The organism is Amycolatopsis sp. NPDC054798 (assembly GCF_053611505.1).
In genome coordinates this window covers 45,240-70,024 of sequence record NZ_JBSHAM010000015.1, presented here as the reverse complement: position 1 = coordinate 70,024, position 24,785 = coordinate 45,240, and the positions used below count along the sequence as shown (strand labels likewise).

22 protein-coding genes are annotated in these 24,785 nt (G+C 69.7%); 14 read left to right on the top strand and 8 right to left on the bottom strand.

Going from position 1 to position 24,785, the window contains the following annotated elements; genetic code table 11:
* Positions 1 to 58 precede the first annotated feature (58 nt).
* The 3 genes from ACWGIC_RS12645 to ACWGIC_RS12635 are packed head-to-tail and all read left to right on the top strand — an operon-like array spanning position 59 to position 2,346.
* Entirely contained in the window at positions 59 to 1,039 is a 981-nt protein-coding gene (locus tag ACWGIC_RS12645; protein ID WP_452076032.1) for a thiamine pyrophosphate-dependent dehydrogenase E1 component subunit alpha, read from the top strand.
* 42 nt (positions 1,040 to 1,081) lie between these two features.
* Complete coding sequence (locus ACWGIC_RS12640; protein WP_452076031.1) at positions 1,082 to 2,116, top strand: alpha-ketoacid dehydrogenase subunit beta; 1,035 nt, start codon at positions 1,082 to 1,084, stop codon at positions 2,114 to 2,116.
* Positions 2,113 to 2,346 carry a biotin/lipoyl-containing protein gene (locus tag ACWGIC_RS12635; protein ID WP_452076030.1) on the top strand — a complete coding sequence of 78 codons (234 nt, stop codon included), beginning with the start codon at positions 2,113 to 2,115 and terminating at the stop codon, positions 2,344 to 2,346. Before ACWGIC_RS12640 ends, ACWGIC_RS12635 begins: the two co-directional genes overlap by 4 nt.
* Positions 2,347 to 2,434: 88 nt before the next feature.
* Here the strand turns inward: ACWGIC_RS12635 and ACWGIC_RS12630 are convergent, their stop codons facing one another.
* Positions 2,435 to 2,914 (bottom strand): carboxymuconolactone decarboxylase family protein, encoded by a 480-nt coding sequence (locus ACWGIC_RS12630; RefSeq protein WP_452076029.1) that lies wholly within the window; start codon positions 2,912 to 2,914, stop codon positions 2,435 to 2,437.
* Positions 2,915 to 3,049: 135 nt separating this feature from the next.
* Between ACWGIC_RS12630 and ACWGIC_RS12625 the strand changes: the two genes are divergently transcribed.
* The gene (locus ACWGIC_RS12625) at positions 3,050 to 4,015 is read left to right on the top strand and encodes an EamA family transporter (protein WP_452076028.1); all 966 of its coding nucleotides are present in this window, start codon (positions 3,050 to 3,052) and stop codon (positions 4,013 to 4,015) included.
* Here ACWGIC_RS12625 and ACWGIC_RS12620 read toward each other — a convergent pair.
* Both ACWGIC_RS12620 and ACWGIC_RS12615 read right to left on the bottom strand, forming a co-directional pair.
* Complete coding sequence (locus ACWGIC_RS12620) at positions 3,990 to 4,466, bottom strand: (2Fe-2S)-binding protein (RefSeq protein WP_452076027.1); 477 nt, start codon at positions 4,464 to 4,466, stop codon at positions 3,990 to 3,992. The genes ACWGIC_RS12625 and ACWGIC_RS12620 overlap by 26 nt on opposite strands.
* 14 nt (positions 4,467 to 4,480) lie before the next feature.
* Positions 4,481 to 6,817 (bottom strand): molybdopterin cofactor-binding domain-containing protein, encoded by a 2,337-nt coding sequence (locus ACWGIC_RS12615; protein WP_452076026.1) that lies wholly within the window; start codon positions 6,815 to 6,817, stop codon positions 4,481 to 4,483.
* Positions 6,818 to 6,992: 175 nt separating this feature from the next.
* Between ACWGIC_RS12615 and ACWGIC_RS12610 the strand changes: the two genes are divergently transcribed.
* Complete coding sequence (locus ACWGIC_RS12610) at positions 6,993 to 8,621, top strand: sigma-54-dependent Fis family transcriptional regulator (RefSeq protein WP_452076025.1); 1,629 nt, start codon at positions 6,993 to 6,995, stop codon at positions 8,619 to 8,621.
* Here the strand turns inward: ACWGIC_RS12610 and ACWGIC_RS12605 are convergent.
* The 3 genes from ACWGIC_RS12605 to ACWGIC_RS12595 form a co-directional block, all read right to left on the bottom strand.
* Positions 8,618 to 9,577, bottom strand: coding sequence for an AraC family transcriptional regulator ligand-binding domain-containing protein (locus ACWGIC_RS12605; protein ID WP_452076024.1), 960 nt, complete (start codon positions 9,575 to 9,577; stop codon positions 8,618 to 8,620). The genes ACWGIC_RS12610 and ACWGIC_RS12605 overlap by 4 nt on opposite strands.
* Positions 9,578 to 9,634: 57 nt before the next feature.
* Positions 9,635 to 10,528, bottom strand: a complete 894-nt coding sequence (locus ACWGIC_RS12600) for an SDR family NAD(P)-dependent oxidoreductase (protein WP_452076023.1) — start codon at positions 10,526 to 10,528, stop codon at positions 9,635 to 9,637.
* 75 nt (positions 10,529 to 10,603) lie between these two features.
* Complete coding sequence (locus tag ACWGIC_RS12595; RefSeq protein ID WP_452076022.1) at positions 10,604 to 12,016, bottom strand: pyridoxal phosphate-dependent decarboxylase family protein; 1,413 nt, start codon at positions 12,014 to 12,016, stop codon at positions 10,604 to 10,606.
* A 108-nt stretch (positions 12,017 to 12,124) separates the two neighbouring features.
* Here ACWGIC_RS12595 and ACWGIC_RS12590 point away from each other — a divergent pair, with 108 nt between their 5' ends.
* The 9 genes from ACWGIC_RS12590 (at position 12,125) to ACWGIC_RS12550 (ending at position 22,260) form a co-directional block, all read left to right on the top strand.
* Complete coding sequence (locus ACWGIC_RS12590) at positions 12,125 to 12,577, top strand: Lrp/AsnC family transcriptional regulator (RefSeq protein WP_452076021.1); 453 nt, start codon at positions 12,125 to 12,127, stop codon at positions 12,575 to 12,577.
* Positions 12,578 to 12,596: 19 nt separating this feature from the next.
* On the top strand, positions 12,597 to 13,427 hold the full coding sequence (locus ACWGIC_RS12585; protein WP_452076020.1) for a class I SAM-dependent methyltransferase: 831 nt from the start codon (positions 12,597 to 12,599) through the stop codon (positions 13,425 to 13,427).
* A 390-nt stretch (positions 13,428 to 13,817) separates the two neighbouring features.
* Positions 13,818 to 15,161 carry a serine hydrolase domain-containing protein gene (locus ACWGIC_RS12580; protein WP_452076019.1) on the top strand — a complete coding sequence of 448 codons (1,344 nt, stop codon included), beginning with the start codon at positions 13,818 to 13,820 and terminating at the stop codon, positions 15,159 to 15,161.
* Between the two features lie 10 nt (positions 15,162 to 15,171).
* Positions 15,172 to 16,824 (top strand): ABC transporter substrate-binding protein, encoded by a 1,653-nt coding sequence (locus ACWGIC_RS12575; protein WP_452076018.1) that lies wholly within the window; start codon positions 15,172 to 15,174, stop codon positions 16,822 to 16,824.
* Between the two features lie 4 nt (positions 16,825 to 16,828).
* The gene (locus ACWGIC_RS12570; RefSeq protein WP_452076017.1) at positions 16,829 to 17,794 is read left to right on the top strand and encodes an ABC transporter permease; all 966 of its coding nucleotides are present in this window, start codon (positions 16,829 to 16,831) and stop codon (positions 17,792 to 17,794) included.
* Positions 17,791 to 18,720, top strand: a complete 930-nt coding sequence (locus ACWGIC_RS12565) for an ABC transporter permease (RefSeq protein ID WP_452076016.1) — start codon at positions 17,791 to 17,793, stop codon at positions 18,718 to 18,720. The genes ACWGIC_RS12570 and ACWGIC_RS12565 overlap by 4 nt, the downstream gene beginning before the upstream one ends.
* Positions 18,717 to 19,682, top strand: coding sequence for an ABC transporter ATP-binding protein (locus ACWGIC_RS12560; protein ID WP_452076015.1), 966 nt, complete (start codon positions 18,717 to 18,719; stop codon positions 19,680 to 19,682). Before ACWGIC_RS12565 ends, ACWGIC_RS12560 begins: the two co-directional genes overlap by 4 nt.
* Entirely contained in the window at positions 19,679 to 20,662 is a 984-nt protein-coding gene (locus ACWGIC_RS12555; protein WP_452076014.1) for an ABC transporter ATP-binding protein, read from the top strand. Before ACWGIC_RS12560 ends, ACWGIC_RS12555 begins: the two co-directional genes overlap by 4 nt.
* Positions 20,663 to 20,691: 29 nt before the next feature.
* On the top strand, positions 20,692 to 22,260 hold the full coding sequence (locus ACWGIC_RS12550; RefSeq protein WP_452076013.1) for an N-acyl-D-amino-acid deacylase family protein: 1,569 nt from the start codon (positions 20,692 to 20,694) through the stop codon (positions 22,258 to 22,260).
* 31 nt (positions 22,261 to 22,291) lie between these two features.
* Here the strand turns inward: ACWGIC_RS12550 and ACWGIC_RS12545 are convergent, their stop codons facing one another.
* Complete coding sequence (locus tag ACWGIC_RS12545) at positions 22,292 to 23,155, bottom strand: hypothetical protein (RefSeq protein ID WP_452076012.1); 864 nt, start codon at positions 23,153 to 23,155, stop codon at positions 22,292 to 22,294.
* 46 nt (positions 23,156 to 23,201) lie between these two features.
* Positions 23,202 to 24,776: a PucR family transcriptional regulator gene (locus ACWGIC_RS12540; protein ID WP_452076011.1), complete on the bottom strand. Its 1,575-nt coding sequence runs from the start codon at positions 24,774 to 24,776 to the stop codon at positions 23,202 to 23,204.
* Positions 24,777 to 24,785 lie beyond the last annotated feature (9 nt).

The window sequence follows — 24,785 nt, the reverse complement described above, 5'->3', positions numbered from 1 at the left end:
CCGTTGTCCGGCGGGCCGGCCCCGGCGAAAGTGACCTCCAGAGCGAACGGGAGGTCCCATGGAAGCGCAGGACAGGCTGGACCTGTACCGCACGATGGTCCTGATCCGCACCTACGAGGAAGCCATCCTCCACGAGTACCACGCCGACAAGAAACCCGTCTTCGACATCGGCGCCGGACTCGTCCCCGGAGAGATGCACCTGTCCGCCGGGCAGGAACCGGTGGCGGCGGGCGTCTGCGCGCACCTCACCGCGGACGACGCGGTCACCGCGACGCACCGGCCGCACCACTTCGCCATCGCGCACGGTGTGGAACTTCACCGGATGACCGCTGAGATCTTTGGCCGCACGACTGGACTGGGCAGAGGCCGCGGCGGGCATATGCACCTCTTCGACCCCACGGTGCATTTCTCGTGTTCGGGCATCATCGCCGAGGGGTACCCGCCCGCACTCGGACAGGCGCTCGCCTTCCAGCGGCGCGGGACGGACCGGATCGCGGTCGCGGTCACCGGCGAGGGCGCGGCGAACCAGGGAGCGTTCCACGAATCGCTCAACCTCGCCGCGTTGTGGCGGCTGCCGGTGGTCTTTGTGGTGGAGGACAACGACTGGGGCATCTCGGTGCCGCGCAGCGCGTCCACGTGCGTCACGTCGAACGCGGACCGCGCCGCCGGGTACGGGATTCCGGGTGTGCGCGTCGAGGAAAACTCGGTCGAGGCAGTGCACGAAGCCGCGGGCCAGGCGGTCTCGCGGGCTCGCGCTGGCGAAGGACCCAGCCTGCTCGAGGTGCACACACTGCGGCTGTGGGGTCACTTCGAAGGCGACACGCAGGGCTACCGGTCCGATTTGGACGGTGTGCCAGGGCGGGATCCGTTGCCCACCTACGAGAACCAGCTGCGCGCGGACGGCGTTCTCGATGACGCGAAGGTCGCCGGGCTCCAGGTGGCGGCCACCGAACGCGTCGAAGCGGCGATCGCGTTCGCCAAGGCCAGCCCCGAGCCGGACCCCGCCACCGCGCTGGATTTCGTGTTCGCCCGAGCCTGACGACAGCCTCACGACAGCCTGACGACCCAGCGAGGAGAAGCAATGACGCTCACCGAACCCTCCGCGCCAGCCGGGCGGAAACTCAGCACCGCGAAGGCCATGGTGGAGGCCGTCGCGCAGGAAATGGAGCGCGACGACCGGGTGTTCGTGCTCGGCGAGGACGTCGGGTCCTACGGCGGGATCTTCAGCTCCACCACGGGTTTGCTCGACCGGTTCGGCCCGCGCCGGGTGCTCGACACGCCGATCTCCGAGACCGCCTTCATCGGCACCGCGATCGGCGCGGCGGTCGAGGGGCTGCGCCCGGTCGTCGAGCTGATGTTCGTCGACTTCTTCGGCGTGTGCATGGACCAGATCTACAACCATATGGCGAAAATCCACTACGAGTCCGGCGGGAACGTGTCCGTGCCGATGGTGCTGACCGCCGCGGTCGGCGGCGGGTACTCCGACGGCGCGCAGCATTCCCAGTGCCTGTGGGGAACCTTCGCGCACCTGCCCGGGATGAAGGTCGTCGTGCCGAGCAATCCCGTCGACGCCAAGGGGTTGATGACCTCCGCGATCCGCGACGACAACCCGGTGGTGTACCTGTTCCACAAGGGGATCATGGGGTTGCCGTGGATGGCGAAGAACCGCCGGTCGATCGGCCCGGTGCCGGAGGGCGGCCACGAGGTCCCGATCGGCAAGGCGAATGTCGTCCGCCCGGGCAGCGACATCACCATCGTGACGCTGTCGCTGTCGGTGCACCACGCCTTGGACGTCGCCGACGATCTCGCCGGACAGGGCGTCGACTGCGAGGTCGTGGACCTGCGCAGCCTGGTCCCGCTGGACACCGACGCGATCCTCGATTCGGTCGGCAAAACCGGCCGGTTGCTCGTGGTGGACGAGGATTACCTGTCGTTCGGCCTGTCCGGCGAGGTGATCGCCCGGGTCGTGGAGCGGGATCCGGGCCTGTTGCGCGCTCCCGCCGCGCGCGTAGCGGTGCCCGATGTCCCGATCCCGTACGCGCGTCCGCTCGAGTACGCCGTGCTGCCGACTCCGGCGCGGATCCGCCAAGCCGTCCTCGACCTGGTGGGCGCATGACCGACGTTCCGTTCCCCGTCCTGTCCGAAACCGATCCGGACGGCGAGGGAGTGCTGGCCACCTGGTTCGCGACGGACGGCGCGACCGTCCGCGAGGGCGAGCTGCTCGCGGAGGTCGCGGTGGACAAGGTCGACGCGGAGGTGCCCGCTCCGGCTTCCGGAGTGGTGCGGTTTCTGGCGGTGGAGGGCGAAGTGGTGAAACAGGGCGCGCCGATCGCCCGGATCGAGTAAGCGCCCGCGAAGACGCACGGGGCATCCCGTGCTGGGTAACGGGCCGCCGCCGAGTCCCACCGTTGCTCGGCGGCGGCCCGTGTCTGCCTCAGTTGAGCGTCGCGAACTGGCCCGGCTGGTACAGCCCGGCGGGCATGCGCACGATGACGTTCATCCGGTTGGCGGCGTTGATCAACCCGATCAGACATACCAACGCGGCGAGCTGGTCGTCGTCGTAGTGTTCGCGGGCCTGCGCCCACGTTTCGTCCGAAACGCCGCCGCCGTCCGCGATCCGGGTGCCCTCCTCCGCCAGCGCGAGCGCGGCCCGCTCGGCGGGGGTGAAGACGGTCGCCTCGCGCCACACGGCCACCAGGTGGAGCCGTTCCGCGGCCTCTCCGGCCGCGGTGGCGTCCTTGGTGTGCATGTCGACGCAGAAGCCGCAGCCGTTGATCTGGCTGGCCCGCAGCGAAACCAGTTCCTGCGTCGCCTTCGGCAGCGACGTGTTGTTCAGCAGCATGGCCAGCCCCGCGAACCGCTTGCCGAGCGACTTGCCGAGGTCGTTGTTCATCAGGTCGAACCGTGCGCTCATCAGATCCTCCAGTGGTGTGTAGCTGATGCCCATGAGATGCCGCCCGCCCGCCGGATGTGACAACTCGGGATGTGACCCGCGTCGCACCCGGAAAACCGGTGGCCGCGGCACCGGGCCGGGACTCAGAATGCGGAGATGGCCGACCAGGGCAGCACCGCGCGGGCGACCGGGCTGAGCCTGGTCTCCTGGGTGCTGTTCGCGAGTTCCGGCCCGCTCGCCAAGGCGATGCTGGACGCGGGCTGGAGCGCGGCCGCGGTGACCGCGGTGCGGATCGGGCTGGCCGCTGTTCTGCTGACGCCCGGCGTCGCGCTGCTGCGGCCGCGAGCGTTGCGGTTCCGGCGCGCTGAACTGTGGCTGCCGCTCGGGTACGGGCTTCTCGGCGTCGCGGGCGTGCAACTGTTCTTTTTCGTTGCGGTGTCACGGATTCCGGTCGCGGTGGCGATGGTGCTGGTGAATCTGGCGCCGGTGCTGGTCGCGCTGTGGGTGCGCGTCGTCCGGCGAACGCGGCTGTCCGCGGCGGTGTGGCTGGGAATCGCGCTGGCGATCGCCGGTCTGGTGCTCATCGCCGGGATCGGGCCCGGGGCGAAGCTGGACGCGCTGGGCGTCGCGGCCGGAGTGGCGTCGGCGATCTGTTCCGCCGGGTACTTCCTGCTCGGCGAACGCGGTGCGCAGCGGCACGATCCGCTCGGGATGACCGCTGCGGGTCTGGCGATCGGAGCGGTGGCCACGATCGCGGTCAGTCCATTATGGACCGTCGAAATCGCCTCGAACCCGGTGGCACTGGGCGAGGCGACGATCCCGGCCTGGCTGGCTTTGCTGATTCTGGCCGTCTTCGGCACTGTACTGCCGTATCTGGCCGGGCTGCACGCGCTCAGCGGATTGCCGGTCGCCTTGGCCGGAGTGCTGGCACTGGCCGAACCCCTGGTCGCCGCGCTGCTCGCGTGGCTGTTGCTGGGTCAGGCGCTGGGCCCGGTGCAGCTGATCGGAGTGGCGGTGCTGCTCGGCGGCGGGACGCTGGCGCAGGCCGGGAAGCTTGCCCCGCAGCCGGAACTGGCTGCGGGGCAAGGACAACCGGTCACATCTTCGCGGCGCCGGCCTTGATCGCCTCGCGGATCCGGGAGTACGTGCCGCAGCGGCAGACGTTGCGGATCTCGTCCAGGTCGGCGTCGGTGATCTCGCGGCCCTTCGCCTTGGCCTCCTTGACCTTCGCGACCGCCGCCATGATCTGGCCGGGCTGGCAGTAGCCGCACTGCGCGACGTCGTTCTCCAGCCAGGCCTCCTGCATCGGGTGCAGGTCGGCCTTCACCGTGTCCGGCAGGCCCTCGATGGTGGTGATCTCGTCGGTGGCCTTGATGTCGGCCACCCGCACCGAACACGGGTTGAACGCCTTGCCGTTGAAGTGCGACGTGCAGGCCTTGCACACGTTGATGCCGCATCCGTACTTCGGCCCGCGGACGCCGAGCACGTCGCGCAGGACCCACAGCAGCCGCACGTTGTCGTCGACGTCGACGGACACCGGTTTCCCGTTGAGGATGAAGGTGTGCTTGCTCATCGGTGGCGTGCTCCTCAGAAGGTCCAGTTCAGGCCGTCGGTCGGCGATTCGGGAACGGGCGGGACGAACGACTTGACCTCGAAGCCGATCGGGTCGTCGTGGTTGATCGGGAACCGCTTCGGGACCTTCCCGGTCGCCCGGGCGTACGCGCACGCGACGGCCGCGACGGAACAGGCCACGCCCGCTTCGCCCGCGCCGCCCGGCTGTTCCCCGTTGGACGGCATCGCGATCGCGGTGAAGTCGTGCGGGATGTTCCACTGCCGGGTGTAGAAGTAGTTGTCCCAGCTGGCTTCCAGGAAATGCCCGTCCTTCAGGTGGACACTGCTGGTCAGCGCCAGCGCCAGCCCGTCGGCGAAGCCACCCATGATCTGCGCCTCGAGGCCGCGCGGGTTGATCACCAGTCCGGCGTCGAGGGCGATGACCGCCTTCGTCACGCGCGGGCCGGTGACGCCGTCGCGGACCTTGCGGTTCACCGTCTCCGGGCGGCAGTCGATTTCCACCAGGCAGGCGCTCGCGCCCTTGTACTCCTTGTGGATCGCGATGCCCTGTGCGGTGCCCGAGGCCATCTTCTTTCCCCAGCCGCCGACCTCGGCGACCTTGCGCAGCACGCCCTTCACCTTGTCGTTCTTGAGGAATTCCATCCGGAAGTCGTACGGGTCCTTGCCCATCGCCTTGGCCAGCATGTCGACCACCAGCTCGTTGGCGCAGCCGACGTCGGGCGAGTAGACGTTGCGCATCGACCCGGTGTTGAACCGCTGGTCGGTTTCGGTGAGCGTCTGGTCGACGACGCCGAAGTTGTACGGCATTTCCTGGCTCAGCACGAAAACCGCCTCGGCCACGCCGAGGTTGCCCAGCCCGGTCGGGAGTTTCGTGGCGACCGAGGTGAGCATTTCGCCGAGCCCGTGCCGGAACGACGTCTCGACCGAGGTGTGCCGCTGCTCGAAGGTGAGCACGTTCCCGGCGAGCACGGTGGCCCGGATCCGCGACGTCGCCATCGGGTGCAGCCGTCCCTGCCGCGGCTCGTCGGCGCGGTGCCACATCAGCCGCACCGGCTTGCCGAACGCCTTCGACGCCTGCGCCGCTTCGACGGCGTGGTTGCCGAACAGCTTGTGCCCGAAGGAACCGCCGCCGGTGACGACGTGCACCTTCACCTTGCCCTGCGGCAAGCCGACGGCCTGCGCGACCTCGCCCTGGGTGACGATCGGCGATTTCAGCCCGGCCCAGATCTCCGCGCTGCCGTCGCGCACGTCGGCGACCGCGCAGTACGGCTCCAGCGCGGCGCTTGACCGGAACATGAACTCGAAATCCGCCTCGACCGTCTTGGCCAGCACCGGAACCTTCGGCACAGCCAGCGGAAGTTCGGCCCGGCGGAGGTTGGCGAGCACGGATTCGTCGTTCTCGCCCTCGACGCTGCCGGGGCCCCAGTCGACCTGCAGCGCGCGCACGCCGTCGATGCACTGGCCGAACGTCTCGGCGCGGACCGCGACGCCGGTCGGGATGATCGCGACGTCGGTGACGCCGGGCAGCTTCAGCACGTCGGCCTTGTTGCGGATGCCCTTCGGCGTGCCGTTGAGCGTCGGCGGGCGGCAGATCATCGTCGGCAGCGCGCCGGGGACGTCCAGGTCCATCGCGAACTGCTTCTTGCCGGTGACGATGTCGAGCGCGTCGAGCCGGGTCTGCGGTTTGCCGAGCACCTTGAACTCGCTGGAGCCCTTGAGCTTGCTCGGGTCCAGCTGCACCTGCTTTGTGGTGCTGGACGCGGCCTTCGTCGCCAGTTCGCCGTACGTCGCCGTCTTGCCGTTCGGCGCGGTGACGACGCCGCCCTTGACGATGAACCGCTCGGCGGTCCCGCCGAGCAGGATCGCCGCCGCCTGCAGCAGCTGCTGTTTGGCGATCGCGGCGGCGACGCGGATCGGCGTGTAGGTCGAGACCGTGGTGTTCGACCCGCCGGTCAGCTGGTTGAACAGCAGTTCCGGACGCGCCGGGGCGAGCGTGACGTGCACCTTCTCGACCGGAAGGTCCAGCTCCTCGGCGATGATCATCGCGGTCGAGGTGGTGATGCCCTGGCCGACTTCGGCGCGCGGGATCTCGAACGAGGCGCTGCCGTCCTTGTTGATGGTGACGGTGATCAGCTGCGACGTCGGGAGTGCGGCGTCGGTGAGCGCGTCGTTGAGGTCGTACAGCTCGGGAGGCTGCGGAGCCGACGGCACCGCGGCCGCGGCGGGAGCGGCGAGCCCGACGTCCGCGGCGACGACGAGGGTTCCGGCCGCGACGACGTAGCCGAGGAACCCGCGCCGGGAAACGCCCGCGCGCTCCTTCCCGGTGTCCGACTCGGAGTGACTGAGAGTCACGCTGATTCCCCTTTCGAGGTAAGGACCGCGTGCCGGATCGCAACACGTGCACGCGGGTGGTGGTGGGGGACCACCTTGCCGGGTGAATGCGGGCTTGAGTGTTCAAGTTCTGTACAGCGGCAGCGGAGAGCGATGGTTATCCTGCTGCGCGTCACCAACGAAGGTGGAGATCCGCGTGAGTTCACTGATGTCCTCGCGCAGCGCGGTGCTGCGGGAACCGATCGCCCAGTCCTGGCGGCGGGCTTCGCTCGCCGGGGTGCGGCCCGAAACCGCGCTGCTCGGTCTGCGCTCCGAGGAGGTCGACCCGGCCAGCAGGCTGCTCTCGGCGGCCGCGCCGGTGCTGGAGGACCTCGACGATCGCCTCGCCGGCACCGCGATGTCCACTGTGCTCGTCGACCACGACGGAAGGCTCGTCCACCGCTGGAGCGCCGACCGCGCCGTCGAAGACAGTCTCGACCAGCTGGGCATCGGGGTCGGCACCTGCCTGCTGGAGGAGGAGGTCGGGACCACCGGACCGGGCACCGCGCTGGAAACCCGGTCGAGCATCGTGGTGCACGGGGAGGAGCACTACGCCGAGGCGCTGCGCGGCTTCAGCTGTTACGGGCACCCGATTTTCCATCCGGTCACGCGCAGGCTGGAAGGCGCGCTCGACATCACGCTGCTGGCCGCCGAGGCGAACCCGCTGCTCGCGCCCCTGGTCGCGAAGGCCGTCGAGGAGATCGAACGGCAGCTGCTGGAAGGCAGCCGGGTGTCCGAACGGTCGCTGCTGGCCGCGTTCCAGGCGACGTCGCGCCCGACCCGGCCGGTGGTCGCGATCGGCCCGGACCTGTTGCTGTGCAACCAAGCCGCGGCGGACCTGCTGGAAGGCGCGGACGTCGCGCTGCTGTGGAACCTCGCCGGCGAGGCGGCCGGACCGTCCGAAATGGAGACCGAACTGCGCTCCGGCCAGCGCGCGCGGGTCCGGGCCGAACCGGTGGCCGGCGCCCGCGGCGGAGTGCTGGTCGAGATCCGCCCGCTGAGCGCGGACGAGGCCCGGCGGACGCGCCGCCGCACCGCTGCGGTGCCCGGTCCGCTGGCCGGGCACGTGCACATCTCGGGCCCGCCCGGAACCGGCCGCACCACCGAGGCGCGGCTGCGGGTGCCCGAGGAACCCTGCACCACGTTGACCGGATCGGAAGCGGTGCTCGGCGGGTCGGCGGCCTGGGCCGCGCGGTTCACTGCCGCGGTCGAGTCGGGTTCCGGCAGCATCTGCGTCGACGGCGCGGACCAGCTGCCCGCGGAACTGGTCGATCTGGTCGCCGCGCATGCCGCCCGGGGCGTCGGCCCGCACCTCGTGCTCACCACGGGCCCGCGCGAGGGCCTGACCGGGCCGGAGCGGGCGCTGATCGCGGCGTGCGGGGAGAACGCCGAGCTGCTGCCGCTGGCGCACCGGCCGGACTTTCCCGAGGTCGCCATGCGAATGCTGGCCGAACTCGGGGCCGCGCGCACGCACAACATCACGCCCGGCGCGTTGCGGATCCTCGGCTCTTACGACTGGCCGGGCAATCTGCCGGAGCTGCGCGGCGTGCTGAGCCAGGCGATCCGCAAACGGTCAGCGGGCGCGATCAGCCCGGCGGACTTGCCGCCCGCGTTGGTGGCGGACGCCTCCGGGCATGAACTGGCTCCGATCGAGCGGGCGGAACGGAACGCGATCGTCGCGGCGCTGCGGTCGGCTGGCGGGAACAAGGTGCGGGCGGCGAGCACGCTGGGGATTTCGCGGACGACGTTGTACGCGCGGATGCGGGCGCTGAAGGTGCCGGGCTAGCGGTAGTCTCCAGGACTTCGCCCAGTCCACCGGCGGAACGCGCGGCGAAACGCGCTGGCTTCGGAAAAACCCAGGCGCTGCGCCAATTTCTCGATGGATTCGCCGCCTCGGCTGAGGCTGGCGATGGCGATGTCGCGGCGGACGGCGTCCCGGATCCGGCCGATCGACGTGTGTTCGGCGCGCAGCAGCCGGCGCAGATGCTGGGCGCTGATCCCGAGCCGGTCGGCGATGTCGTCGGGAGCGTCGACGCCCTGCTCGATGATGGTGCGGACCCGCTCGGCACGGGTTGAGCTGTAGTCGCGCGTGGCGAGCGAGACGTTCGGCTGGTCCGCCAGGAATTCGGCGAGTTCGGCTTCGCCGCGGATCACCGGGGCGGACAGGAGCGAGCTGTCGAAGGCGAGGGTCAGCGTGCTGGCGTCGAAGCGCGGATGGCGGCCGAAGAACGGCTCGTAGTGCGGGGCGTGGTCCGGTTTCGGCCAGGGCAGGCGGAGGTCGCGCAGGTCGATGCGCTGTCCGGTGAGCCAGCCGAGCAGCCGGTGGACGACGACGGCGACCAGTTCGGCCGCGACGTGTTCGGGATCGTCGAGCCGGCCGACCTCGATGTCCACCTCGACCAGCGGATCCGCCGTCCGCACCACGACCGCGGGCATGCCGGGGAGGACTTCGGCCGCCTCTTCGAGGCGGTGCAGGGCGGTCCTGAGGTCGGGTGCGGGGGCCACCGAGCGGACTACCAGCCGGAACAATCCGCGTGGCGCGCGCGGACCGAGGGCGAAGAGTTCGTCGTCGGTCCGCAGCCACAGTTCGCGGGTGAGCTCGGAGACCTGCTGGCGGGTGACGCCGGTGCGGTCCGGGCGGATGCCGGCGCGGCGGAGCAGCGCGGGGACGTCGAGATTCCGGCGTTCGCCGATCCGCGCCAGCCGCTGGGCCAAGGCGTCCAGCACCGCCGGGTCGTCCACGGCTCAAGGCTAGCTGGCGGTTAACCGGCGGCCTGCTTGATGGGCCGTGGCGGTTTTCTACCCGATCGGGTGACGCGGTTCGGCCGGAATCCGGCCGCCGAGCAGCCGTTCGGTCTCCGTCCACAACCACGCGCCCAGCTCCGGATCCCGGCTCGTGGCCACCGGCTGGCGCACTTCCGCGGCGGCGGTCGGATGCGGGCCGAGGTACTCGCCGCCGCGCAGGTCCGGCGAGGCGACCGCGGCCACGACCGGTCGCGCCGCCTGATCCTTCCCCTGCACGATCCCGCGGAACGGCCGGGCCGCCGCGCGCAGCACACGCGCCCCGGGCCGTCCCGGCGCGAGCGCGTCGATCGCCCCGCCGGGATCCACGACAATCGACCGCACCTCGGCCCGCCGGTGCAGTTCGAAGCCGAAGATTTCCGTCGCGTGCTTGGACATCGCGTACGCGACCCGTGCTCGGTAATGCTGTTCGGACAGCCAATTCTCGCGGTCGAACGGGATTTTCCGGGTCAGCGCGCTGCCGAGGCTGACCACCCGCCGGACCGAGGGGAGCGCGCGCCGCAGCAGTTCCGCGTGCGCGAGGTGGTTGATTCCGACGATCTCCTCCACGCCGAACGCGCCGATCCGGTGCGCCGGGCCGGAGCCGGACGCTCCCGCGACGACTCCGGCGTTCAGCACGAGCGCGTCCAGCCGCGGCAGTTCGCCGAGCTGGTCGCCAGCCTGGGCGATCGATGCCCGGTCGGCGAGGTCCAGCTGGACGAACTCGTGCCGGTCCGGGTCCGGGAGGGCGGAAACCGTTGCGCGGCCGCGGGATTCCGACCGGCCGAGCACGAGCACGCGGGCGCCGAGATCGGCGAGCCGCGCGGCGGCGAAGAAACCGATCCCGGAGGTGGCGCCGGTGATCGCGACGGTCTGGCCGCCGATCCGCCCGGGTTGTATTTCTTTCGGCACAAGGGAGACGCTACGTTCGCCGCCGGGATCGGCACCAGGACCGGGGCTAGCGGATTCCGGGACCGTTCCGCGCATTCAGCGGGGATGTTTGGCGAGCGCGGCCAAGCGGTCGGCGACTAGGTCGATGTCGGCCTCAGTGGTGCGGTAGTTGGCGATGCACGCGCGGATCGCGGTCTGGCCGCCGAGCCGGGCCGGGCCCAGCAACGCGGTGCCTTCGCCGGCGAGCCGGGCGAGCAGTTCCGGGTATTCCTCGTCGCGACGGCCGTCGAGGCGCACGCACACGGCTGTCAGGGATACGGGGTTCAGCAGAGTCAATCCGGGTTCGGCGGCGACGCGTTCGCCGAGCCGCGCGGCGAGACGGAGGCAGCGTTCGGCGGCGGCGCGGAAGGTGTCGACGCCGAACGTCCGCAGTGCGGCCCTCACCTTCAATGCCTTGAAGCTGCGCGAAAGCTGCGGGCCGTAGTCCATGAAGTCGAGCATCAGCTCGTCTTCGGCGACGGTGAGATACGACGACGAGAACGCGAAAGCCGCGCGGAGTTTCGCGACGTCCTTCACCACTAGCGCACCGGCTTCGAGCGGGGTAAACAACATCTTGTGCGGGTCCAGCGCGATGGAATCCGCGCGGGACAACGAGGCGAACGTCTCCCGTGCGGAGTCGGCGAGGACGAACAGCGCGCCGTACGCGCCGTCCACGTGCAGCCAAAGGTCTTCTCTTGCGCACAGATCGGCGATCGGTCCGATGGGGTCGATCGAGCCGCTGGTGACCGTGCCCGCGGTGGCGACGACGCAGAATGGTTCGAGCCCGGCGGCGCGGTCGGCGGCGATGGCGTCGGCGAGGAGGTCGACGCGCAGGCGGAAGGCGTCGTCGGTGGGGATGTGCCGGATGTGGTCCAGACCGAGGCCGAGCGTGGCGGCTGCCTTGTCGACGCAGCGGTGGGCTTCTTCGGAGGTGTACAGCACGAGCGGCGGGGCCCCGGATTGCAGGCCGCGTTCGCGGAAATCCGGACGGCGGTCGGCGAGGGCGGTGGTGATGGCGTCCTTGGTCGCGCCGGAACCGCCGTTGGTCAGGATGCCGCCCGCCGCCGGGCCGAGGGTGAAAAGACCGGCCAGCCACTGGACGACCGAGCGTTCGACGACGCTCGCGGCGGGGGAGAGCTGCCAGAAGTTGCAGTTTTGGTTGAGCACAGCGGTAATCGCGTCCGCGTAGGGGGCGATTCCGTTCGGCGGTCCCTGCACGTACGCGAGGAATCGGGGGTGGGCGATGGCGGTCGAATTGGGCACGATGCGGTCCCGAAGATCGGCGAAGAACCCTGCCACGCCAATGCCTTCGTCCGGGAACGGCTCGGCGAGGAGCTTCGCCAGGGTGTCCCGGTCGAGGTCCGGGAGGATCGGACGGGCTGGCAGGGATTCCTCGTAGCTGTCGACGAAACGGGCCAGCGCGTCAGCGGCTTGCGCGCGCTCCGCCGGGGAGAGGACGAGGGAGTTCACGGTGCTGCCTTCCAGATGATCGGATGCTGAAACCGACGTTAATGCGGAAGGACGGGCAGCCGATGGCAAAGATTGCGCTTCGCAGCGCGGTGATTAGCATCGGATGCCATGGATAAGACGGATCACGCAATCGTTCGCCACCTGATGGCCGACGGGCGGCTGCCGAACAACGAACTCGCCGACCGGGTCGGGCTGTCGCCATCGCCGTGCCTGCGCCGGGTCCGCGCGCTCGAAGCGGCCGGGGTGATCACCGGTTACCACGCGTCGGTCGACCCGGCCGCGCTCGGCCGCGGCCTCGGGGTGCTGCTGCACGTGGAAATGGCCGATCAGCGCAGCGAGGTCATCGAGGTGTTCGAGGACACGGCTGTGCGACTGGAGGACGTGGTGTCCTGCCGCCGGATGTTCGGCACGCCGGACTATCTGATGCAGATCGCGGTGCCTGATATGGCAGCGTACGAACAGCTGTATATGACGGAGCTGACGCGGATGCCCGGAGTGGCACGGACGAATTCGCAGTTCGCGATGAAGACGGTGAAGACGACGCCTGGTCATCACTGGTGATCGGCGTAAGATCTCTCCGGTGGCTACCGGGCGGGTCGATCTCACGGGCGTGCAGTCGACGATGCTCGTGACGCTGTTCCTGCGCGCTCAGGACGCCCGGGATCCGCAGCCCGTTCTCGGCGACCGGTTCGCGGCCGAGGCCGTCGAGCGGATCGACTACGACTGGGCGAAGCTCGACAAGCCGTCGATCGTCCGCAGCCGCAGCACGGTCGCGTTGCGCGCGCGGCAGTTCGACACGTGGGCCGCGGATTTTCTGCGCGAGCACCCGGAGGCGACCGTGCTGCAACTCGCCTGCGGGATGGACAGCCGCGCGTTCCGGCTCGCTCCGCCGTCCGGTGTGCGGTGGTTCGACGTCGACCTGCCGGACGTCATCGCGCTCCGCCGGAAGCTGTACTCCGACGGCGACGGTTACCGGATGATCGCCGCGTCGGTGACCGATTCCGGGTGGCTGGAAGAGATTCCGGCCGATCGGCCGACGCTGATCCTCGCCGAGGGACTGCTGATGTACCTGAGGGAGGCTGAGGTATCCCAGCTGCTGCGGCGGCTCACCGGACGCTTCCCCGCCGGCGCGCTGATCTTCGACGGAGTGTCCGCCTCGACTGCCCGGGCCACGCAGGTGCTGAAGAAAGTGCTGCCGCCGCGCTGGTATCCCTACCCGGCCTACTGGACGGCGATCCGGGACGAGTCGGTCATCCCGCGCTGGGATCCCCGCCTCCGCCCGCGCGGGTACGCCGCGGTGCTGAAGGCCTACGACCAGATCCCTGATCCCCGGCTGCGCCGGTCTTTCCGGCTGGCGAGCCGATTCCGCTGGACGGCGAACTTCCTGCGGGTGTTCCGCGCCGAATTCTGACCGGCTTCCCGGGTTTTCCGCGGCCGGGATTTTCTGGCGAAAACATGGCTTCGCTGCTCGCCTGGTTCCGTCCGCGGTACCGGAGTGTCGCCGAGCCTGTGCGTCGGTGCGATCGATTCCGACGGTTCCGGTGCCGCCCACCGCACCCGCGTCCAGCTCTGCACCTGCGATAACAGTGCCGCGCAGAAGCGGACGCTGCCCCGTTGAACCGGCCGGATGCCCGGACCGCCGCCTCGTCCTGGCGGTCCGGGCACTGCTTTGGCCGCCGCCACAAGGCCCGGGCCGAATCTCTGGGCGCTCGTCCAAGGCTGGCGCGCTCCGGCGGGATCGATACTGGCGCCCATCGACCCGCCGTGGTCGGGACACCGAGGTCCCGGAGGTTTCCAGCACATGACGCCGCCCCTGCCCCAGGCCGTGGACGAGGCGCTTCACCAGGCCTGTCGCACCGCGTTGCACGAGAAGTCGTTCGCCGCCGGGCTCTCGATGGCGGTCACCGGCCGCGACGGGATCCTCGCGTCCGGCGCGTTCGGGCACGCCGATCTGGCCGCCGCCCGGCCGGCGGACGAGGACACGCTGTTCCAGATCGGCTCGATCTCCAAAGGCATGACCGCCGCGCTGCTGCTGCGGGCGCGCGACGCCGGGCTGGCCGACCTGGACCGCCCGGTGACCGAGTACCTGCCGTGGTTCTCGGTCCGGTCCGCGCACGCGCCGATCACCCTGCGCCACCTGATGTCGCACACCGCCGGGATCATCGCGGGCACCGACGTCTCCGGCGACTCCGCCTTCGAGGTCTGGGCGCTGCGCGACACCGAAGCCACGACCCCGCCGGGAACCTGGTTCCACTATTCGAACTCCGGCTACAAAGCGCTCGGACTGGTGCTGGAACAGATATCTCAACGGCCGTATCAGGAACTTCTCGGAGACTTCCTCACCGAGCTGGGGATGACGTCTGCCGCGCCAGCGATCACCCATGAGATACGAGCCCGCAGTGCTGTGGGATATGAACCGCGCTACGACGACCGCGCCCCGGTTCGCGAGGACGGCCTGGTCCCGGCGACCTGGATCGAGACCGCCACCGCGGACGGAAGCGTCGTCTCGACTGCGCGCGACATGACCGCGTGGCTGCGCTGGCTGATGGACGGCGGACCGGAGGCGCGCGACCTCTGCACCCCCGAGATCCGGATCGAGGAGGAGGACTGCGCGTACGGCCTCGGCATGCTCATCGGCGAGTTCGGCGGCCGCCCGCACGTCTGGCACACCGGTGGCATGATCGGCTATTACGCGGCGATCGCGTGCGATGTCGACGCCGGGCTCGGGGCGGTCGTGCTGGCCAACGGCGCGGGTCCGTGGCAGGAGACCGCCGTCCATCTCGTCGCCGCGGCCCGAGCCGCGCGCGACGGCGATCCGGTGCCGGAATTCGCCCTGCCGGAACGGAAACGTCCCGCGCCGCCGACCCCGGACGAACCGCCCGCGCACTGGGCCGAGGTCGTCGGGCATTACCGCTGCCACAACCCATGGCTGTCCAATTTGCACGTCTACGCCCACGACAACCGGCTGTGGGTGTCGATCGCCGGAGGGCCGCCGGACGAACTCGTCCCGCTGCCGGACGGCTCTTTCCGCGTCGGACAGGACGAGCGGCTGCCGGAACGGCTGAAGTTCGACGTTGTCCTGAACGGGGTCGCAGTCCGCGCCGATTACTGCGGATGCCCGCTCTACCGCACCTTCACGCCCTAGGCGGCCTTTGATGAGAAACCGTTTCCGCCGCGCGGCGGCGGCGCTGCTGGCCGTGGTGCTGGCCGCCGGCGGCGTCACCGCGTGCGGCCAGGCTGAGAGCGAAACCGCTGACGGCGGCGTCTTCCGCTTCGGAGCCAACCAGCCGATCGATTCGCTGAACCCGTTCGTTTCCGTGGTCAGCATGGCGTTCTCGGTGTTCGAGCAGATCTACCCGACTCTGGTCCAGCTCGGTCCGGACGACAAGTACGTCCCCGAATTCGCCACTGACTGGAGCACTTCCGAGGACGGCCAGACCTGGACCTTCCACACGCATCCCGGAGCGAAATGGTCCGACGGCGAGCCGCTCACCGCTGCCGATGTCGCGTGGACCCTCGGCACCATCGCGAAATTCCAGGACGGTCCGACAGCAGGCCTCGCCAACTACGTGGTCAACCTCGACAGCGCGACCGCGCCCGACGCGAACACTGTGGTGCTGCACTATTCCAGCCCGGTCTCGAATGTCCTAAGCAGACTGATGAGCGTCCCGATCCTGCCTCGGCACATTTGGCAGAAGCACGCCGAAGGCAACGGCGAAGCGCTCACCACGTTCCCGAACACCGCGCCCATCGTGTCCGGCGGCCCGTTCGTCCTGGTCAAACACCAGCCGAAACAGGTCGCGCTGTTCAAGCGGAATCCGGCGTACTACGGCCCCAAACCGCACATCGCCGGGTTCGGCATCCAGTTCTTCAGCACCGACGACGCGATGATCACCGCGCTGAAAAGCCGCCAGCTCGACGCGGTGCAGAGCGTCCCGGCCACCTCGGTGGGCAATCTCGAATCATCCGGGTTTCAGGTGCTTTCCTCGCCGGGCATGCGCTTCGACAGCATCACCGTCAACGCGAACCCGAATCAGCAAGCAGCGCACCGGGAATTGACCAACCCGCTGCTGCGCGAAGCGCTCGACCACGCCGTCAACCGCGCCGAGATCGTGAAGACCTCGCTGCTCGGCCACGGCAAGCCGGGCGGCTCGGTGATCGCGCCCGGCACCGCGGACTGGGCGGACAGCTCGATCAAACCGCCGTCGTTCGACCTCGACCTGGCCAACCGGCTGCTCGACCAGGCAGGCTACCGGCGCGGCCCGGACGGCGTGCGGATCGCCGACGGCCATCCGATGGACTACCCGATCATCCTGCCCGCGGACACCTACGGCGGCACCGGGCTGCGCTCGTTCCAGATCGTCCGCGGCGATTTCGCCCGGCTCGGCGTCCGGCTCGAACCGCGGCTGCTGGACAACGCGGCCGCCAACGAAGCCGCCATGGCGAACAAATCGCAGGACTTCGCGATGACCATGTGGGGCTGGAGCGGCGGCACCAGCGACCCGGACGACACGCTCAACTACCTCGCCTGCGCCAGCCAGGGCATCCTCAACGACACCGGCTACTGCAGCAAGGAATGGGACGAGCTCTACGGCGAGCAGGGCGAGGCGATGAACCCCGCGGACCGGCACGCCGTCGTGAACCGGATGCAGCAGCTGGCCGCGCGAGAGCGTCCGCTGCTCGTGCTCGACTACCCGGATTCGATCGAGGCGCATTCGCCGTCCTGGACCGGCCTGACGCCGGTGGGCGGGTCCTCGTTCTCGTCGGAGTCGAAGCTGCCGCTGCTGTCCGTGCGAAAGGCGGGCTGACCCGATGCGCGGTCTCGACTACCTGCTCCGGCGCGGCGTTTTCACTGTGGTGACCATCTTTCTCACCGTCACCGCGAACTTCTTCCTCTTCCGGGTCTTGCCCGGCGACGCCGTGACCAACCTGTCCCGGGTCCCGCACGCGACCCCGGAACTGCAGCACGCGCTGATGGTCCGCTTCGGACTCGACAAGTCCAAATGGGACCAATACCTGATCTACCTCAAGAACCTGCTGCACGGCGACCTCGGGGTGTCGTTCACCTATCAGCAGCCGGTGACCCATCTGCTGGTCGAGGATCTCAAGAACACCGTGCTGCTGGCCGGCGTCGGCACGCTCGGCGCGATCGTGCTCGGCATTCTCTCCGGGGTGGTCGCGGCGTGGCGGCGCGATTCCGCGCTGGACCACCTCAACACCGGGCTGGCGACGCTGGTGTACTCGTTCCCGTCCCAATGGCTCGGGCTGGTATTGCTGATCCTGTTCGCTGGGATACTTCCGGCCGGGGGCATGTCGGACCTGTTCGTGTTCGACAGCCCGCCGTTCTGGCCGCACCTCGGCGACGTCGCGAGTCACCTGGTGCTGCCGACGATCACGCTCATCCTCACCGCGTACGGCGGCTACACGCTGGTGGTGCGGTCCTCGATGCTGGAAACCCTCGGCGAGGACTACGTGCTCACCGCGCGGGCCAAAGGGCTTTCGGACCGGCGGGTGGTCTGGCAGCACGCGGTGCGGAACGCGATGCTGCCGATGGTCACCATGGTCGCGCTCGACCTCGGCTACGTCGTCGGCGGCGCGGTGCTGATCGAGGTGATCTTCAGCTGGCCAGGCATCGGCATGGCCGCCTACACCGCGCTCAGCCAGCGCGATTATCCGATGGTGCAAGGCGGTTTCCTGCTGCTGACGGTGTCGGTGATCCTGCTGAACTTCCTCGCCGACCTGGTTTACTTCCGCCTCGATCGGAGGGTCAGCGCATGACCACTGTCGCCCCGGCTGAACTGCACCGCACCGGGATCTTCCGAAAAGTGCTGCGAGAGCACAAAACCGCGGCTGCCGGTCTCGCCATTCTCGTGTTCTTCGTCGTGCTGGCCGTCGTTTCTCGTTACCTCGCGCCCTACAGCATCACCGAACGCTCCTGCGCGGTGTTCGAACCGCCGTCCGCGCATCATTGGCTCGGCTGTGACGACGGCGGCGTGGACATGCTCTCGTTGCTGATGCGCGGCGGACAGACGTCGCTCGTCGTCGGGTTCGCCGCGACGCTCGTCGCGATGCTGCTCGGCGGCACGGTCGGGATTCTGTCCGGCTATTTCGGCGGATGGGTCGACGCGGTGCTGATGCGGATCACCGACGTGCTGCTGGTGCTGCCGGATCTGGTGCTGGCCATGGTGATCGCCGCGGTGTGGGGACCGAGCCTGTTCCACGTGATCCTGGTGATCGGCCTGCTGGAATGGACGACGACCGCGCGGATCGTGCGGGCGGAAGTGATGTCGCTGCGCGAACGGGCTTACGTCAAACGGGCGCGCGGTCTCGGCGCGAGCAACACGCGAGTGATCGTGCGGCACATCCTTCCGCAAGCGGGTCCGTTGCTGATCGCCAACACCGTGCTGACCGTGTCGGTCGCGATCTACTTGGAGACCGCGCTGGCGTTTCTCGGTTTGGAGGACCCGAGCGTCACCACCTGGGGGACGATCCTGGAGCACGCTTTCGCCCGCACCGCGATCAGTTCCGGGGCCTGGTGGGCGATCGTGCCGGACGGATTCGTGATCGCCGCGGTGAGCATCGGCTGTTTCCTGCTCGGCCGGGCCATCGAGGACGCGCTGAACCCTCGGCTCAAAGTTTCCCATTTGTCCGGCCGCCGGTGGCGGGTGCGGGTTCTGGCCGGAAGAGGAGCGGACGCCCGATGAACGTCTTGGAATGCACCGATCTGCACGTGTGGTTCGACCTGCCCGGCGGCGGCCGGGTGCATCCGGTGAACGGGGTGAGTTTCACGCTGGCCCCGAGCGAACGGTACGGGCTGGTCGGCGAATCCGGCTGCGGGAAGTCGACGACGATCCTGGCGCTGCTGGGCTTGCTGCCGCCGACCGCCACCGTCTCGGGCCAGGTTTCCCTTTCCGGAACAGAGATCCTGGCCGGCGGCGAGGAATCCGTGCGCGGGCACCGGTGGCGGGACATCGCGATGGTGTTCCAGGGCGCGATGAACGCGCTCAACCCGGTCAAGACGGTCGGCTGGCAGATCGCCGAACCGATGCTCTGCCACGGCCTCGCGCGCCGGGCGAAGGCGCGCGAGCGGGCACGGGAACTGCTGGAACTGGTCGGCATCCCCGCCGCGGCGGCTGATCGGTACCCGCACGAGTTCTCCGGCGGGATGCGGCAGCGGCTGTCGATCGCGATGGCGCTGGCCTGCGAACCGAAGGTGCTTCTCGCCGACGAACCGACCACCGCGCTGGACGTGATGGTGCAGGCGCAGATCCTGGAACTGCTGACCCGGCTGACCGACGAACTCGGCATGGCGCTGGTCCTGGTCACCCACGACCTGCCGTTGGTATCTCAATTCTGTCATCGTGCCGCGGTAATGTACGCCGGAAGGATGGTAGAGGAGGGACCGGCGGACCAGTTGAGCTGGGAGTCGCGGCATCCCTACACCCGGCTGTTGTTCTCCGCCACGCCGGATCTCTACGGCGACGAACCGGTGGTCTCGATTCCCGGTGCCCCGCCGAGGCTGGACGCCGAGATCGCCGGCTGCCCGTTCCGCCCGCGGTGCGATGTCCCGATGGAGCGTTGTGCTGCCGAATCCCCGCTCCTGACTACCGCGGGTCCCGGGCATCAGGCGGCGTGTTTCCGTGCCGAGAGCGTGGTGACGGCATGACCGAGGCGCTGCTGGAGGTCGACGACCTCTCGATTCATTACCCGATGCGCCGCGGCGTCGCTGGTGCGCTGGCCCGGCGGCCGCGCAGTGTCGTGCATGCCGTGGACGGCATCAGCTTCCGGCTCGAACGCGGCGAGATGGTCGCCGTCGTCGGCGAGTCCGGCTGCGGGAAATCCACGACGGCCAAAGCGATCTGCGGATTGGTCGCCCCGACCGGCGGCACCGTCCGGCTGGAGGGCAACGCGATCACCGGGCTGCCGGAACGCCGGTTGCGGCCGGTCCGGCGGCGGGTCCAGATGATCTACCAGGACCCGTACGAATCGCTCGACCCGCTGTGCCGCGTGCGGGACATCCTCGCCGAGCCGATGCTGATCCACGGCATCGGCGGTTCGAAAGCGGAGCGGCTCGCGCTCGCCGGGGACGCGCTGGAACGCAGCGGTCTCTCGCCGGCACAAGCGTTCCTGGACCGCTATCCGCACGAACTGTCCGGCGGGCAACGCCAGCGCGTCGCCATCGCGGCCGCACTCGTGCTGGACCCGGACGTCCTGCTCGCCGACGAACCAGTGTCCATGTTGGACGTGTCGGTGCGCGCCGGTGTGCTGTCCCTTTTGGACACTCTGCGCAAGGATCAGGACACCGCGATCCTGATGATCACCCACGATCTGTCCACGGCCGCGCATTTCGCCGACCGGATCGTGGTGATGTACCTGGGCCGGATCGTCGAACAGGGACCGGCGCGGGAGATCGTGCGCCATCCGCGGCATCCTTACACGAAGGCGTTGCTGTCCGCGGTCCCGCGGCGCGACCGGGAACACCATGCGAAACCGCAGCTGCTGACCGGCGAGACGCCGAACCCGGTCGACCTTCCGCCGGGCTGCCGATTCCGTGCGCGCTGCCCGGTCGGCACCGACGACTGCGAACGCATTGATCCGCCGCTGGTCGCGGTCGGAGGCCACGAAACCGCATGTCTGCACGTCTGATTTTTCCCCGTGTGTTCAAGGAAAGGACCATGATGCCCGCCGATTTCGTCATCCGAGGTGGCTCAGTGCTCGACGGCACCGGCACCGCTGCCCGCCGCGCGGACGTAGCGATCGCCGGGGACCGGATCGAGGCGATCGGCGATGTCCGGGACGCCGGTGTCCCGGTCCTGGACGCCGAGGGGTGCGTGGTGGCGCCGGGATTCGTCAACGTGCTCAGCCACGCCTACGAAACCCTCCAGATGGATCCGCGCGGCCTGTCGGACATATATCAGGGCATCACCACTGAGATCTTCGGCGAAGGCCGTTCGATGGGCCCGGTCGCCGGCCGGATGACCGGCCTCGTCGCTGCCGAGCCGTCGCTGTTCGGCATGCGGACCAGCTGGCCCCGGCTCGGCGATTTCCTCGCCGACCTGGATGGCTCCGGGCTCAACATCGGCAGCTTCGTCGGCGCGGAAAACCTCCGAATGCCCTTCGCGGGCAACGAAGACCGTCCGCTCACCGACGACGAGCTAGCCGCCGCGTGCGCGCTGCTGGACGAGGAACTGGCGGCCGGCGCGCTCGGGGTGGGGTCGGCGTTGATCTACGCACCGGGCAGCTACGCGCCCACCGAGGAGCTGATCGCGTACGCCCGCGTGCTGGCCAAGCACGACGCGCTGTACATCTCGCACATCCGCGGAGAGTCGGACCGGCTGATCGATTCGGTCGACGAGCTGATCCGGATCGCCCGGGAGTCCTCCGCGCGGGCAGAGATATATCACCTGAAGGCGTCCGGACAAGAGAACTGGCCGTTGATGTCCACTGCGCTCGAACGGATACAGCAGGCGCGCGCGGACGGACTCGCCGTCACCGCGGACATCTACCCGTACGACGCCGGCTCGACCTTCCTGTCGGCCTTCATCCCGCCGCGCTTCCACGACGGCGGCGAGCTGGCCGCGCGGATCGCCGATCCTTCGATCCGGGCGGAGATCAAGGCGGCGATCCTCGAACCGCGGCGGGACTGGGAGAACCTGTACCTCGGATCCGGTGGTGCGGAAGGAATCCTGCTGCTGGGCAGCGCGATGTCGGGGCAGACGCTCGCCGAGGCAAGCCGCGGCCGCGATCCGCTCGACACCTTGCTGGACCTCGTCGCGGCAGAACCGAATCTGATGGTCGCCCTGTTCACCGCCTCGGAGGCGGACCTGCGGTGCGCACTGAAACAGCCGTGGGTTTCGGTGTGCACCGACTCCGAGGCGATCCCGGCGGAGGCGCCGTTCACGGATACGTCCACCCATCCCCGGACGTACGGCGCCTTCGCCCGCGTGCTCGGCCCCTGGGTGCGGGAAGGCGTGCTGTCGCTGGAAGAAGCGGTGCGGCGGATGACGAGCCTGCCCGCTTCGAACCTGCGCCTGGTCGATCGCGGCGTGCTGCGGCCGGGCGCGTTCGCCGACGTGACGGTGTTCGAACCGGCGGCGGTGCAGGACAACGCGACGTACCTGGATCCGCACCGGTATGCCGACGGGATGCGGCACGTGCTGGTGAACGGCCAGCCCGCGCTGCAGGACGGCAAGCCGACCGGGGCGCTGGCGGGGCGGGCGGTACGGAGGGGCCGGTCGTCGTGAGCACCGCAAAGCGCGGCGGGTCAGGCCACGGTCAGGCTTCGAGCCGTTCGGCGAGGTCGGTCACCAGCGGAAGGATCCAGCGCCAGGTGTCCGGGTCGGTGGTGGAGAGCGGCGTGGCGGAGTAGAGGTAGAGCCGCCCGCCGACGAGTTCGACGTCGAGAGGTCGTTCGACCAGCCGAGACAGCAGGTCCGGGGCGAACACGGTGCGGTCCAGCAGTGCCTGGATCTCTTTCGCGCGCCCGATCGGCCCGAACACCCGGAACGCTTCCGCGCCCGGTCCGTGCAGCTCGGGATTGCCCGGTGCGGTGTCGGCGCCGGGCAGGCTCGGCCGGCCCTTGGTCGCACGGGTGTGGAGGATCAGGTGCGGCAGGGTGACGTCGAGCGGGGTGGTCGCGTAACTCCACCGGCGAGTCTCGCTGCTTCGGTAGCCGGCGGTGTAGCTGTACTGGCCGATCTCGATCTCGCGCGGGGCTTTCGCGGTGACCACATCGGACGCGATCCGCAGCATGCCGTGTCCGAAGATCGTCCCGGCTCCCTCCGGGTCGGTGATCTTCTTGCGGCAGCTCATGCCGTTCACGGTGGCGAAGCGCATGATCCGGTAGCTCTTCTCGCGCAGTTGCCTGCCGCCTCTGCCCGAACCGGCGAGGAAAACGACGACGACCGCGACCCCGAGCCCGGCCGGAAGCAGTCCGCCGACGGTGAGGAACCCGCCGGACATCATGCCGAAGAAGACCGAGAAAAACCCGAAGAAGAGCACTGAGATACCAGTGACCACGCACCCGCCGGCCGCGAGGTCCGCCTCCGGCCGTTCGCCGTTCGCCACCGCGTAGGCCCGCGCCGAAGCCGGGTCGACCGGGTCGGTGAACGGGGAGAAGTCGAGATCGGCGAAGGGCACGGCTCACGTTATCCCGGCCGGCGCCCGGACCTCGCCGCCGCCGGGCCTACCAGCCGAGCTGGTCTCCCAGCCGCAACCGCAGCCACAGCACGAGCCGCTCGTCCGGATCCGCCAGATCGAACCCGAAGATCTCCTCCGCCCGGGAAAGCCGGTACCGGATCGTGTTCGGATGCACCGACAGCCGCGCCGACGCCGCCGCGATGTCGCCGTTCGTGCCGAGGTAAGCCAGGATCGTCGGCGCGTAAGTGGTCCCGTGCTCGACGTCGTGCGCCCGCACGGCCGGGCCCAAGCGCTTCGGCAGCGCGGCGTCTCCGGCCAGCAGCTGCGCCAGCACCGACAACGTCGCCCCCGCCCAGACCTCCTCGATGGCCGCCACCTGGCACGGTTCCGGCGCGGCGCGTCGTTCGGCCAGCGTCCGCAGGACCAGGTCCGCGTCGGCCCGGGAGGAAGCGATCGAGCGGAGCCCGGGGACGGTCGACCCGAGCCCGGCCTGCACCGGCATCCGCAGCGCGCCGTGTGCTCGCCGGGCGATGTCGGCGACCAGTTCGCGGTGCGCGGGACCCTGGGGGAGCAGCGCGTAGACCGTCCCGTCGATCAGGGCGCAGCCGTGCCTGCCGTAGTGCGCCTCGCAGTGCAGGCTCACCAGATCGGCCAGCCGCGTCGCCGCGTGCGCGGCCAGGACGTCTTCCGGATCGGAGACGGTGAACGCGGCCACTGCCGCCGGCGCGTCGGGGTCCAATCCGAGCTGCGGGGCGACGGCGGTGACGCTGCTCGGGTCGGCCAGCAGCCGTTGTAGCAGGTCAGCGCGCCGACGACGGACCACGTCGACCGCGGTGCGCGCGGCGAGCAGGTGCAGCGCGGCGATCTCGGCGGCGTTGAACAGCGCTTGCTCGGCGGCCTCGTCGAGGCTGTCGTCGGCGTCGACCACCCAGATCGACCCGAGCATCTCGCTGCCCGCCCGCACCGCGACGCCGAGCCGCGGCAGCCCGTCCGGCAGCGAGGGGAACCGGCAGGTCCGCCGCACCCGCGCGAGTTCGCGGTACTGGTCGTCGTAGAAAACCGGCACCTCGGGCACCTGCAGTCCGAGGATGCCCTGGCGGCGGCCGTCGTCGATGGGCTGGCCGGGCAGCGTCGAGTACGCCAGGATCCGCCGGTGGGGGTCCTCGATCGTGGTCGCGCCGCCGACCATCCCGGCGATGGCGTTGGCCAGCGCGAACAGATCGCCCGCCGCCGGTGCGCCGGGCGTGCGCACGGCGGGCGCGAGCGCCGAGGAGATCATCGCTTCCAGGTGGTGCCAGGGCACGGCCTCGTCGGCGGCGAGCAGCACCACCCCGGCTTCCCTCGCCGCGCCGGACAGTTCGGAGAGCGGTTCGCCGAAGCTTTTCACCACCAGCGCCGCATATCCCACGGCCGCGTTGACGAGATCTTTCGCCTCGGCCGGATCCGCTCCGACCGCGAGCAGGATCGTGTCCTGCCCCGGCGGCACCGCGGTGCGCCGCTCGTGGATGAGCACGCCGGACACCGGCACCGGCCGGTCCGGCAGCGGGGTGACCGGCCGCAGCAGCGAAGCACCGAGCGCGTCGAGGACCTGCCCCAGATCGGGCGCCTCCGGATCGAGCATCTTCACCTC